The organism is Actinomadura sp. WAC 06369, from assembly GCF_003947565.1.
Classification (GTDB): domain Bacteria; phylum Actinomycetota; class Actinomycetes; order Streptosporangiales; family Streptosporangiaceae; genus Spirillospora; species Spirillospora rifamycini.
Genome location: NZ_QHJN01000081.1, coordinates 23,983 through 35,850, shown reverse-complemented (window position 1 = coordinate 35,850; position 11,868 = coordinate 23,983). Strand labels below are relative to the sequence as shown.

Here is an 11,868-nt window from a genome sequence, read left to right as displayed (position 1 = left end):
CGCCGATCCCCTCCCCGACCTTGATCGTGGAGGGGATCGCCGCGTAGAAAGGGTTCCCGTGACCCCGCCCCCCGGCTTGACCCACGCGGAGGAACGCCTGTGGGCCGCGTTCCCCACCGGCACGACCGTGGTCCTCGGCGACGACCTCCCCGAGGGCCCGCTGCCCGACCGGACCGTCCGCGCGGACGTCCTCACCCGGCTGCTGCTCGGCGCCTGCGAGCCCCGGCCCGGCGCCGTCGCGGCCCTGCGGCTGCGCGGCGCCTACATCATCGGCCGCCTGGACGTGTCGGGCGGCACGGTCGGGCACGAGCTGCGCCTCGAACGCTGCCGGCTCGTCGAGGAGCCCGACTTCTCCAACGCCGACACCCGCCAGCTCCGGTTCGCCGAATGCCGGATGCCCGGCTTCGACGGCGGCGGGCTGCGCGCGGACGGCTACCTCAGCCTGTCCGGGTCGACGATCGAGGGGCAGGTGCGGCTGCCGCGCGCCCAGCTGTCCGGCGGGTTCCGCATGAACGGGACGCGCATCACCGCCGACGACCCCGCCAAGTGGGCGCTGTTCAGCGGCGGGCTCGTCGTGGACGTCGGCACGTTCATCCGCGACGCCGAGATCACCGGCGGCGTCCGGTTCGTCGGGGCCCGCATGAACGGCGGGCTGTTCATGGAGCGGACCGTCCTGTCCAACCCGGGGCGCATCGCCCTGGACGCGCAGAACATGGTCGTCGAGGACGCCGCCGAGTTCAGCGCCGGGTTCCGGGCCGTCGGGACCGTCCGGCTCCGCAACGCCCGCTTCAACGGCATCCTCTCCTTCTCGCGGGGGACCCTCGACTCGGGCGACCCGGAGCGCATGTCGCTGCACGCGTCCCACATGTACGCCGACGAGCTGCTGCTCCTGCCGTCCGAGCGGATCAAGGGCAGGGTCAGCCTGTCGTACTCGCGGATCGGCGTCCTCTACGACCTCCCGCAGTGGTGGCCGGACGAGATGCTGCTCAACGGGCTCGTCTACGAGACGCTGCGCGGCGCCGGGTTCAAGGAGCGCCTCGACTGGGTGTCCCGCGACCCGGACTTCCACCTCCAGCCGTACGAGCAGCTCGCCGCCTGGTACCACGGCACCGGCGCCGACGACCTCGCCCGCAAGGTGCAGCTCGCCAAGCTGCGCGCGCGCCGCCGCAAGCTGCACGTCGTCGGCCGCGCCTGGAACCACCTGCTGGACTGGACGGTCGGCTACGGGTACCGCCCGTGGCTCGCGTTCGCGTGGTTCGCGTTCCTCCTCGCCGTCGGCACCACGGTGTTCTCGAACGAGAAGCCGCACGCCATCCGGCCCCCGGACGAGCTGCCCGACTTCCACGCGCTCGTCTACTCCCTCGACCTCCTCATCCCCCTCGACACGTTCGGGCAGCAGCTCGCCTACGACGCGGTCGGCTGGTCCCGGTGGGTCGCCTACCTGCTCGTCGCGACCGGCTGGGTGCTGGCCACCGCGCTGATCGCCGGGGCCACGCGCGTCCTGCGGCCCAACTGACGCCCGGCACAATGGGGTGCCATGGGCACGTATCTGATCACGGGGGCGACCGGCGGAATCGGCACGGCGGTCGCGGAACTGCTCCGGGGCCGCGGGCACGACCTCGTCCTGACCGGCCGCTCCGCCGACCGCCTCGAGGCGCTCACCGCCGCGCTGCGGACCGGCGCCCATGCCAACACCCAGGTCTTCTCGCCGCACGAGGCGGCGGCGCAGAGCCCCGGCGCGTCGATCACCACGGTCCCGCTCGACCTCGCCGAGCCCCGCAGGCTGGAGGCGTCGCTGGCGCCCGCGCACGTCCCCGGACGGCTGGACGGCCTGATCCACGCGGCCGGGACCGTGCGGCTGTCGCCCGTCGCCGACCTCGACGTCGACACCTGGCTGGAGCACCTGTCGACGAACCTGGTGTCCGCGGCGGAGCTGACGCGCCTGCTGCTGCCGGCGCTGCGCGCCGCGCGGGGGCACGTCGTCTTCGTCAACTCGACCGCCGGGCTGCGCGCCAACCCCGACTGGGCCGCGTACGCGGCGAGCAAGTACGGGATGCGCGCGCTGGCCGACTCGCTGCGCGCCGAGGAGCCGTCGCTGCGCGTCACGACGGTGTTCCCGGGGCGCACCGCGACCGGCATGCAGCAGCGGGTGCGCGCGCAGGAGGGCCGCCCCTACGACGCGGACGAGTTCGCCTCCCCGGCGACGGTCGCCCGCGTCCTCGTCGCGGCCCTCGAGACGCCCCGCGACGCGGTGGTATCCGAGGTCACGGTGCGTCCCCGGTAGGGCCCTCGCCCGGCCGGGACGGACGGCGCCCGCCGCGGCCGGGCAGCAGCCCGCGGTCGCCGGCCGCGACCGCGGCGGCCGTCCGGTCGGACACGCCGAGCTTGGCGAAGATCCGCACCAGGTGGGTCTTCACGGTGGCCTGGCTGAGGAACAGCGCGGCGGCGACCTCGCGGTTGCTGGCGCCTTCGGCGACGAGCGACAGCACCTCGACCTCCCGCTCGCTCAGCGCGCCCGCCGGGGGCCGCGCCGGCGCCCGGACCCGGTCGATGAGCCGGGCCGCCGCCGTCGGGGCCAGCACGCTCCGCCCGCGGGCGGCCGCCCGCAGCCCGCGGAACAGCTCCTCGCGCGGCGAGTCCTTCAGCAGGTAGCCGACCGCGCCCGCGTCGATCGCCGGGAGGACGTCGGCCGCCCCGTCGTAGGTGGTGAGCACCAGGACCCGCGTCCGCGGCGCCGCCGCGGCGAGCCGCGCGATCAGCTCGGCGCCGTCCGGGCCGGGCATCCGCAGGTCGCTCAGCACGACGTCGGGGCGCGCCCGCGCGACGACGGCGAGCGCCTCCGCCCCGTCCGCGGCCTCCCCCACCACCTCGATGTCGGGCTGCCCGCCGAGGATGGCGAGCAGCCCCGCGCGGACCACCGGGTGGTCGTCGACGACGACCACCCGGACGACGTCCGGTCCGCCGGGTCCGTCCGGGTCGGTCACTCCCGCTCCCCCTCCTGTTCGGGCCGCAGCGCCGGGACGGTCACGCTCAGCGCCGTGCCGCGCCCCGGCGCCGACTCGACGGTCAGCGTCCCGGCGACGCGGGTGACGCGGTGCCGCATCGCCGACAGGCCGAACCCGCCGTGCCCGGACGGCCCGGGCGGCGCGTCCGGGTCGAAGCCGACGCCGTCGTCGAGCACGTCGAGCGCGACCACGTCGTCCATGAACGACAGCGTGACGCGGACCCGCCGGGCCCGCGCGTGCCGCGCCACGTTCGCCAGCGCCTCCTGCGCCGCGCGCAGGATCGTCTCCTCGGCGTCCGGGCGCAGCCGCACCGGGGTGCCGGTGGCGGTCACGGTGGCGCGGGCGCCGTTGTCGGCCGCCCAGCGCTCCGCCACCACCCCGATCGTCTCCGCCAGCGTGCCGCCGTCCAGCGGGGCGGGCCGCAGTGCCAGCATCCAGCGGCGCGCCTCGGCGAGGTTCTCCCGGGCGGTGCGGCGCGCGACGCCGACGTGTCCGTGGGCGGGGTGGCCCGGCGGGACGTGCCCGTCCGCGGCCTCGAGGTGGGTGAGGATCCCGGCGAGCCCCTGGGCGAGGGTGTCGTGCAGTTCCCGCGCCATGCGGGTGCGCTCGGTGAGGACGCCCGCCTCCCTGGCGCGGTCCAGCAGCCGCTCCTGGAGCCCCTCGTTGTGCCGGGCGAGCTCGGACAGGCGCGCGTGGGCGGCGGCGAGCTCGTCGTACGCCAGGCGGCGGCGGCGCGCCTCCGACTCCACGGCCCGCAGGGCCCCGCCCACCGCGCAGACCAGGACGGTGCTGCCGCAGGCCGTCGCGAGCGGCCCCGGCGACGCCCACCAGTCCGCGGCGAGCGCGGACGGCAGGGCGAGCGCCGCGCTCGTGGCCAGCACGCCCGCGTAGGCCGACCGGCCCGGCAGGGTCACGAACGCGGTCGGGTAGCAGGCGGCCAGCAGGACGACGTAGACGGGCTCGCGCACGTACAGCACCCACGCGAGGCCGAGCTGCACGGTGAAGTACAGCGCCATCGGCGCGGCGCGGCGCTCCGGCCACTGCGGATGGGCCGTCACCATCCACCAGTGCCAGCCCGCGACCAGCGCCGACAGGCCCAGCGTCAGTGCCAGCGCCGGCGGCGCCGGCCGCTGGAGGACGGTGATCAGCGCCGCGACCGCCGCCGCCGGGTAGGGCGCCAGCAGCCAGCCGCGGTCCCACCGGCTCTGCGGGCTGCGATCGGCGCGGGCGTCCACCTGGTCCCTCGTTCCGGAGCGCGGTTCGGTTCCGCCTGCAGTATCGCCGCCCCGCCCGGCCGCCGGGGCGCCGCGCGGCGCGATTCAACCGGTTGAATCCGCGATGGCCCGTTCGGCGGATACGCCGCCGCGCCGGCCGCGTCCAGACTCGCCGCCATGACCGACACGAGACCGCACGCCCGGCCGGCCCCCGCGCCGCCCGCACCCACGCCCGAACTGGAACGGTCGCTCGCACCCGACCTGGCGCGCGGTGCGGCGCTCCTCGGCATCGCCCTCGCCAACTCCGTCTACTACGTGGACGCCGCCGAGTACGGGGCGCGCTCCCGCCCGCTCGGCGGCTCGCCCGCGGACCAGGCGGCGGACCTGCTCCTCGTGGCGCTGGTGGACGCCCGGTGGCTGCCGCTGTTCGCGGCCCTGTTCGGCTACGGCGCCATGCGGACGGTGGGGCGCGCGGGCGCGGGGGGAGTGCTGCGGCGGCGGAGCCTGTGGCTCGCCGTGTTCGGGCTGCTGCACGTGCTGCTGCTCTTCGGCGGCGACATCCTCGCGATCTACGGCCTCCTCGGCTTCGGGCTCGTCTTCGCGGTGCGGGCCGGCGACCGGTTCCTGCTGGGCGCGGCGGGCGCCGTCCTGGTCGCCGCCGTGCCGCTGGGCGCCGTCGTGGGCCTGCCGCCGGTCGGCGGCGCCGTCCGCAACGGCGTCCCGTCGCTGCTGGCCGACGGGCCGTGGGACGCGCTCGTCCTGCGGGTCGCCGCGTGGCCGCTCGACTTCCTCCTGCTCGCGCCGTCCTCGCTCGCGCCGATGCTGCTCGGGATCTGGGTCGCGCGGCGCGGCGTCCTCGACGAGCCGCACCGGCACCGGCGCGCGCTGCGCCGCACCGCCCTGGCCGGGATCCCGCTCGGCGCGGCGGGCGGCCTCCCCCTCGCGCTCATCACCGCCGAACTGTGGGACACCGGCGCCGCGGCGACGTTCGGGGCCTCGCTGCTGCACGTCCTCACCGGTTTCGCCGGGGCGGCGGGCGCCGGTGCCGCGTTCGCCCTCGCGGCGTCCCGGCCCGCCGGACGGCGCGGCCCGGCCGTGCGGGCGCTCGCCGCGACCGGGCGCCGCTCGCTGTCGTGCTACCTCGCCCAGTCGGTCGTGTTCGTCGCGCTGTTCGCGCCGTACGCGGGCGGCCTCGGGGACGGCGTCGGGACCGCCGCGATGGCCGGCGCCGCCGCCGCGACCTGGCTGGCGACCGTGGCCGCCGCCGGCCTCGCGGCCCGGCGCGGGCGCCGCGGCCCGGCCGAGACGGCCCTGCGCCGCCTCGTCTACCGGCCCGCCCCCGCGGTCACGGCACGTCCGCGATGGCGCGCTTGTCCGGACGGCGCCGCAGCGCCCACGCCCCGAGCACGCCGCCGATCAGCCCGAACAGGTGCCCCTGCCACGAGACGGCCGGGTCGCTCGGGATGACGCCGAACAGCATCGTCCCGTAGACGGCGACGACGCCGACGGCGATCGCGACGTCGACGAGCCGGCGCTCGAACAGCCCGCGCCCCAGCAGGTACCCGAAGAACCCGAAGATCAGGATGCTGGAGCCGAGGGTGTTCGCCGAACTGGTGAACCACACGCCGAGCCCGCCGACCACGATCACGATCAGGCTCGCGGCGAGGAACTTCGCGATCCCCCGCGTCGCGGCGATGAACCCGAGGATCAGGAACGGCACCGTGTTGGCGATCAGATGCCCGAACCCGGCGTGCATGAACGGCGCGGTGAAGATGTCCGGCAGGTCGTCGACGTTCCAGGGGTCGATCCCGAACCGGTCGAACCACCCGTTCGCCACGTAGTCGACGGTCTCCAGCACCCACATCACCGCGGTGACGGACAGCACCAGGACGGCCGACCCGAGCGCGCGCGCCCCGTGCTTGGCGAGGCCGCCGGAGCGATGCCGCTGGGCCGGGCCCTCGGCGGGCCGGTCGGGTGGAAAGCTCATGTAAGCCACCGTAAGGTCGAGAACCCGTCATCAGGTCAACGATCGGTACCCGCGAACGGTTTCCACCCGCCCCTCGGTGCAAGAAGTCACTTACGCCATAGTGGGCGGATGCGTGCGATGGTCTGCGAGGAACTCGGTTCGCTCGCCCTCAAGGAGATGCCGGACCCCGAGCCGGCGGACGGCCAGGTGGCGATCGCGGTGGAGGCGGCGGGCGTCAACTACGTGGACGCCCTGTTCGTCCAGGGGCGGTACCAGATCAAGCCGCCGCTGCCGTTCGTCCCGGGCAGCGAGGTCGCGGGGACGCTGCCGTCCGGGGAGCGGGTGCTGGCGATGTGCGGGCTCGGCGGGTTCGCGTCGCGCGCGGTCGTGCCGGAGGCGGCGGCGGTGCCGATCCCGGACGCGCTCGGCGCCGCGGAGGCGGCGACGTTCACCCAGAGCCACTGCACGGCGCTGTTCGGGCTGCGCGACCGGGCGGGGCTGCGGGCGGGCGAGACGGTGCTGGTGCTGGGCGCCGGCGGCGGAACGGGCCTCGCGGCGGTGCGGGTCGCGACGGCGCTCGGGGCGCGGGTGCTGGCGGCGGCGTCGTCCGGTCCGAAGCGGGACGCGGCGGTCGCGGCGGGCGCGGAGGCGGCGATCGACCTGGCGGACGTGAAGGCCGGGGCGCGCGGCTGGTCGGAGGGCGGCGTGGACGTCGTGTACGACCCGGTGGGCGGCGCGCTGGCCGATCCGGCGCTGCGGGCGCTGCGCGAGGGCGGACGGCACGTGGTGATCGGCTTCGCGTCGGGGGACATCCCGTCGCTGCCGCTCAACCAGGTGCTGCTGCGGAACCGGACGGTCGTCGGCGTCGACTGGGGCGCGTGGTCGATGGCGCACCCGCTGGAGCAGCGGGCCCTGCTGGACGAGCTGCTGGCCCTGGTCGCGCAGGGGGCGCTGGTGCCGGAGGCGGCGCGGACGGAGCCGCTGTCGGCGGCGCCGCGGGTCCTGGACGACCTGCTCGGCCGCCGGATCGTGGGGAAGGTCGCGCTCGTCCCCTGATCGGGCCGGTGATCACACCGGTGATCAGGACAGGTGGTACTTCATGCCCATGTGGGACGGGCGGAAGCCCATCTTCTGGTAGAAGCGGATGGCGTCGGGGCGCTGCCGGTCGGTGGTGAGCTGCACCAGCCGGCAGCCCCGGGCGCGGGCCCGGTCGACGGCCCGGTCGATGAGGGCCTGGCCGACGCCGTGGCCGCGCTGGTCGGACGCGACGCGGACGCCCTCGATCTGGGCGCGCTCGCCGCCGCCGTAGGTGAGGCCCGGGATGAAGGTGAGCTGGAGCGTGCCGATGACCTCGCCGCCGCGCTCGGCGACGACGACCGTGTTGTTCGCGTCCTTCTCGATGGCGGCGAACGCGGTGTAGTAAGCCTCTGGGACGTCGTCGCCCGGTGTTTCGCGGGTCGCGCCGAGGGGATCGTCGGCCAGAAGCCGGACGATCTGCGGCAGATCGGCCGCCGTCGCCTCGCGGAAGGTCACTTCTTGATCACGCTGCACACCGACCAGGTTATCCGAGCGCTAAGTTGCAGTGTTCCCGCAACGACTTGTAGTACTACGAGTTGTAGTACTACGTTGGGTGGAAGACACCGTCACCTCGACCCGCCAAGCCGGCGGCGTGCCGCACCGCCGCAGGGAGAAGACATGCACAGCAACGACAACGAGGAACACTGGACCGACCACGCGATCTGCCGCGGCGCCGACCCCGACCTGTTCTTCCCGATCGGCTACTCGGCGGAGGTGCTGCGGGAGCAGGAGCGGGCCGCGAAGCAGATCTGCGGCAACTGCCCCGTGCAGGTCGACTGCCTGACCTGGGCGCTGCGCGTCGGCGAGCCCGACGGGATCTGGGGCGGGACGACCCCGGAGGAGCGCCGCTACCTGCGCCGCACCTCCGAGGCCCCCGCGCGCCGGCCGCTGCCGGTCATCGTCGTCCGCGGCGACGCCTCGACGTCCGAGCACGCCTCCGCGGCCTGACCGAGCCGACTCGACCGAGCCGAACCGACCGGCCCGGCCTGATCAGGCCGTCGTCTCCGGGACGGCGGCGTCCTCGGCGGCTCCGGCGGCCCGGCGGCGCTCGTCGCGGTGCCGCCGGACGGAGTACGCGAGGGCGGCCGCCCAGACGGCGTAGAGGACGGCGTAGACGGAGTACCGGACGGGCGCGGCCGCGTCGATCCAGTCGCTGTTCAGCAGCGTCCGGGAGTTCGTGAGGATGATCAGGCCGCCGACGGCCGCGCCGAGGACGGCCGGCGGCAGGTGCCGCACCAGCCAGGCCGCGATCGGCGCGGCGATCAGCCCGCCGAGCAGCAGCGCGGCGGCCCAGCCCGCGTTGACCCCGGCGGTGCCGAGCCCGGTCAGGAAGCCGAGGCTCGCGGCGACCGCGACGAGGAACTCGCTGGTGTCGATGGTCCCGATGACCTTGCGGGGCTCCATCCGCCCGGACGCGAGCAGCGCGGGCGTGCCGACCGGGCCCCAGCCCCCGCCGCCGGACGCGTCCACGAAGCCGGCCACGACGCCGAGCGGGGCGAGGAAGCGGCGGCGCAGCGGCTTGCCCAGGTTCGCCGTGGACGGGCCGCGCCGGGTGAAGCGGACGAGCACGTAGACGCCGAGCGACAGCAGGATCAGTGACATCACCGGGGCGGCGGCCTCGGTGGACAGCCAGGACAGGAACGTCGCGCCGGCGAACGCGCCGACGGCGCCCGGGATGCCGACCTTGGCGACGACCTTCCAGTCGACGTTGCCGAACCGCCAGTGCGCGGCGCCGGACGCCAGCGTCGTCCCGATCTCGGACAGGTGCACGGTGGCCGAGGCGGCCGCCGGGCTCGTGCCCGCCGCGAGGAGCAGCGTCGTCGACGTCACCCCGTAGGCCATTCCCAGGCTCCCGTCCACCAGCTGTGCGCCGAGCCCCACCAGTGCGAGCACCACGAACGAGCGCATGGCCACCTTCCCTACATGTTAGGTCGGAATAGAGGCTATTAAGCCACCGGAGGATGTCCCAGGTCAACCGGACTTATCGGTGAGCTTCGCCTGCCCGCGCGCCGCTCAGCCGAGCGCGTCCACGAAGCGCCCGGCCTCCTCGGCCGTCATCCCCGTCTCCGCCCGGACGAGCGCGACGGCCGACGCGCGGTCGTCCGCGTCGACGAACTCGCGCGCCCGGTCCGCCACGGTGCCCGCGCCGCCCGCGGTCGCGCGGCCGCGCCGCCAGCCGGCCTGCAGCGCCTTCACGAAGTCCTTGCCCTCGCTCCGCCCGAGGCCGCCCGCCTCCCGGACGAGCTTCACCGCGTCCTTCGCCCGCCCCTCCGCCAGCAGCGCGCGGGCCTTCTCCTCGGCCTCGACGGGGACCTGCGCGCCGACCCACTCCAGCCGCATCCCGTCGATGTACGCCTTGGCGTCCACGAGGTCCATCCCGGTGGCCTTGCGCACCTCGGCGACGGCCTTGATCACCTGCCCCTTGGAGAGCAGCTCCACCACGCGGGTCCCGACCTCCGGCGGCACGTACGGCTGCTGGACGGACATCGCACTCCCTCTCCGATGAAATCGGACCGTTCCGACTCTAGTCGGACGCTCAGGAGTCGCCGAACGCTCCCAGCGCCGTCATCAGGCCCACCCCGTCCGACACCACCCAGTACTCGGCGAGCAGCCCGTCCGCGACGCGGAAGATGTCGTGCCCGACGAACGACACGCGCGTCCCGGGCGACGCCGTCGCGCCGGGCACGCCGCCCTGGTACGTCCCGTGGAACGTCCACCGCGCCGCGACCGTGTCGCCGCCCACCACGGGCCCGACGTCCAGGGTGTTCACGATGTCGGAGAACAGGTGGCGCGAGTGCCGGATCTGGTCGGCGGCCTCCCTCCGCCCGCGCACCTGCATCGCGGGCCAGTGCCCCACGAAGTCCGCCGCCATGATCTCGTCGAGGACGCCGTAGTCGCCCGCCCACGCGTCGAACAGCCACCGCCGGTAAAGTTCGTCCGCATCCATGGCCCCATTGTTCGCACGCGTCCCCCGTCCGTGCCAAGGGGCGACGGGCCCCCGGCGGCGGCGAAGGGCCGCGCGGGCCGCGTCCACCGGCGTTCTACCGCTGCTCAACTTCCCGTGAAATGCTGGTCACGTGGGCTTTACCTCGGCGTAGAGGGGACGCACCGTGGCCGACCGGCACTTGGAGATCGAGCAGAAGTACGACGCGGAGGCGGGGTTCGTGCTCCCGCCGCTGGACGGTCTTCCGGGGGTGTCGGCGGCCGCGGAGCCGCGCGTCCACGAGCTGCACGCGACCTACTTCGACACCGCCGACCTGCGGCTGGCGGCGCACGGGATCACGCTGCGGCGCCGCCGCGGCGGCGACGACTCCGGCTGGCACCTGAAGGTCCCGGCGGGGCCGGACGGCAAGCAGGAGCACCGCGCGCCGCTGGGCCGCCCGCGCGCCGTCCCGGCGCGGCTCGCCGGGCTGGTCGCCGTCCACACGCGCGGCGCGGAGCTGGTGCCCGTCGCGACGCTGGAGACCCGCCGGACGGTCGTGGTCCTGCGGGACGCGGACGGCGCGGCCCTCGCCGAGGTCGCCGACGACCTGGTGTCGGCGTACCGCGAGGAGGGCGACGAGCCGCGCCGGTGGCGGGAGATCGAGGTGGAGCTCGGCGGCGGCGGGCCGGAGCTGCTGAAGGCGGCGGGCAAGCGGCTCCGCAAGGCGGGCGCGCGGCGGGCGAAGTCGGCGTCGAAGCTGGGCCGGCTGCTCGGCGCGGACGTCCCGGCGGCGCCCGGCGCCGACGCGCGCGCCGCGACGCGGGCGCGGCTGCGGGAGCTGACCGCCAACGGGAAGCTGCCGGCGGTGACGGCGGGCGACGCGGTCATGGGGTACCTGGCGGCGCAGCTGGAGAGCCTGATCGGGTACGACCCGCGGGCGCGGCTGGGCGAGGACGACGCCGTCCACCGGATGCGGGTCGCGACGCGGCGGCTGCGCAGCACGATGCAGGCGTACCGGCCGGTGCTCGACCCGGCGCGGACCGAGCCGGTGCAGGCGGAGCTGCGGTGGCTCGCGGCGGTGCTGGGCGAGGTCCGCGACCTGGAGGTGCTGCGCATGCGGTTCGCGGACGGCCCCCCGTACCTGCTGGACGACCTGGCCCGGCGGGAGCGCGGCGCGTACCGGCGGCTGAACCTGGCGCTGAAGGAGCCGCGGTACTTCGCGCTGCTCGACGCGCTCGACGGGCTGATCGCCGTCCCGCCGCTGGGCGGGTGCGCGGACCGCAAGGCCCGCAAGGAGCTGCCGGTGCTGGTGTCGCGAGTGTGGGAGCGGATGGCGCGCCAGTACCGGACGATCGCGACCGCCGAGGACCCGGACGTCGCGCGGCACGAGACCCGCAAGGCCGCCAAGCGCGCGCGCTACGCGGCGGAGCTGGCGACGCCCGTGCTGGGCGCGGCGGCGAAGCGCGCCGCGAAGGACGCCAAGCGCATCCAGGAGGTGCTCGGCGAGCACCAGGACGGCGTGCTCGCCATGGAGCGGCTCCGGACCTACCGGGGCCGCGCCCGGACGCCGCAGGACGCGTTCGCGCTCGGCGTCCTGTACGGGCGGGAGGAGTGCCGCGCGGAGACCGCCCGCGACCGGCTCGCCGTGACCTGGTCGCGCACCCTGGGGCCGTCCTTCTAGGG

At 75.6% G+C, this 11,868-nt stretch carries 12 protein-coding genes and 1 pseudogene; 6 read left to right on the top strand and 7 right to left on the bottom strand.

The window, feature by feature from the left end:
• The first annotated feature begins 58 nt into the window (after positions 1 to 58).
• Together DMH08_RS21955 and DMH08_RS21950 are read left to right on the top strand one after the other, a co-directional pair.
• A complete protein-coding gene (locus DMH08_RS21955; protein WP_125617401.1) occupies positions 59 to 1,516 on the top strand; it encodes a hypothetical protein in 1,458 nt (485 codons plus the stop codon).
• Positions 1,517 to 1,537: 21 nt separating this feature from the next.
• Positions 1,538 to 2,284 carry an SDR family oxidoreductase gene (locus tag DMH08_RS21950; RefSeq protein WP_026402764.1) on the top strand — a complete coding sequence of 249 codons (747 nt, stop codon included), beginning with the start codon at positions 1,538 to 1,540 and terminating at the stop codon, positions 2,282 to 2,284.
• On the opposite strand, the gene DMH08_RS21945 is transcribed toward DMH08_RS21950, so the two are convergent.
• A complete protein-coding gene (locus tag DMH08_RS21945; protein ID WP_125617399.1) occupies positions 2,265 to 2,984 on the bottom strand; it encodes a response regulator in 720 nt (239 codons plus the stop codon). The genes DMH08_RS21950 and DMH08_RS21945 overlap by 20 nt on opposite strands.
• Positions 2,981 to 4,240 carry a sensor histidine kinase gene (locus tag DMH08_RS21940; protein WP_125617397.1) on the bottom strand — a complete coding sequence of 420 codons (1,260 nt, stop codon included), beginning with the start codon at positions 4,238 to 4,240 and terminating at the stop codon, positions 2,981 to 2,983. The genes DMH08_RS21945 and DMH08_RS21940 overlap by 4 nt, the downstream gene beginning before the upstream one ends.
• Positions 4,241 to 4,396: 156 nt before the next feature.
• On the opposite strand from DMH08_RS21940, the pseudogene DMH08_RS42670 reads away from it, so the two are divergent.
• Positions 4,397 to 5,539 (top strand): annotated as a pseudogene (locus tag DMH08_RS42670) (DUF418 domain-containing protein); the annotation flags it as partial.
• 25 nt (positions 5,540 to 5,564) lie between these two features.
• Here DMH08_RS42670 and DMH08_RS41800 read toward each other — a convergent pair.
• Complete coding sequence (locus DMH08_RS41800) at positions 5,565 to 6,206, bottom strand: rhomboid family intramembrane serine protease (protein WP_034518060.1); 642 nt, start codon at positions 6,204 to 6,206, stop codon at positions 5,565 to 5,567.
• A 108-nt stretch (positions 6,207 to 6,314) separates the two neighbouring features.
• Here DMH08_RS41800 and DMH08_RS21925 point away from each other — a divergent pair, with 108 nt between their 5' ends.
• Positions 6,315 to 7,241, top strand: coding sequence for an NADPH:quinone oxidoreductase family protein (locus DMH08_RS21925; protein ID WP_125617393.1), 927 nt, complete (start codon positions 6,315 to 6,317; stop codon positions 7,239 to 7,241).
• Between the two features lie 24 nt (positions 7,242 to 7,265).
• Here the strand turns inward: DMH08_RS21925 and DMH08_RS21920 are convergent, their stop codons facing one another.
• Complete coding sequence (locus DMH08_RS21920) at positions 7,266 to 7,718, bottom strand: GNAT family N-acetyltransferase (RefSeq protein ID WP_026402766.1); 453 nt, start codon at positions 7,716 to 7,718, stop codon at positions 7,266 to 7,268.
• Positions 7,719 to 7,880: 162 nt separating this feature from the next.
• Between DMH08_RS21920 and DMH08_RS21915 the strand changes: the two genes are divergently transcribed.
• The gene (locus DMH08_RS21915; RefSeq protein WP_125617391.1) at positions 7,881 to 8,210 is read left to right on the top strand and encodes a WhiB family transcriptional regulator; all 330 of its coding nucleotides are present in this window, start codon (positions 7,881 to 7,883) and stop codon (positions 8,208 to 8,210) included.
• Between the two features lie 42 nt (positions 8,211 to 8,252).
• Here DMH08_RS21915 and DMH08_RS21910 read toward each other — a convergent pair whose 3' ends face one another.
• From DMH08_RS21910 to DMH08_RS21900, 3 genes are all read right to left on the bottom strand, one after another.
• Positions 8,253 to 9,170, bottom strand: coding sequence for a sulfite exporter TauE/SafE family protein (locus tag DMH08_RS21910; protein WP_026402768.1), 918 nt, complete (start codon positions 9,168 to 9,170; stop codon positions 8,253 to 8,255).
• Positions 9,171 to 9,275: 105 nt separating this feature from the next.
• Positions 9,276 to 9,749 carry a hypothetical protein gene (locus DMH08_RS21905; protein ID WP_051300730.1) on the bottom strand — a complete coding sequence of 158 codons (474 nt, stop codon included), beginning with the start codon at positions 9,747 to 9,749 and terminating at the stop codon, positions 9,276 to 9,278.
• 49 nt (positions 9,750 to 9,798) lie between these two features.
• Positions 9,799 to 10,209, bottom strand: a complete 411-nt coding sequence (locus DMH08_RS21900) for an ester cyclase (RefSeq protein ID WP_026402770.1) — start codon at positions 10,207 to 10,209, stop codon at positions 9,799 to 9,801.
• A gap of 163 nt (positions 10,210 to 10,372) precedes the next feature.
• Here DMH08_RS21900 and DMH08_RS21895 point away from each other — a divergent pair, with 163 nt between their 5' ends.
• On the top strand, positions 10,373 to 11,866 hold the full coding sequence (locus tag DMH08_RS21895; RefSeq protein ID WP_125617389.1) for a CYTH and CHAD domain-containing protein: 1,494 nt from the start codon (positions 10,373 to 10,375) through the stop codon (positions 11,864 to 11,866).
• Positions 11,867 to 11,868: the final 2 nt, after the last annotated feature.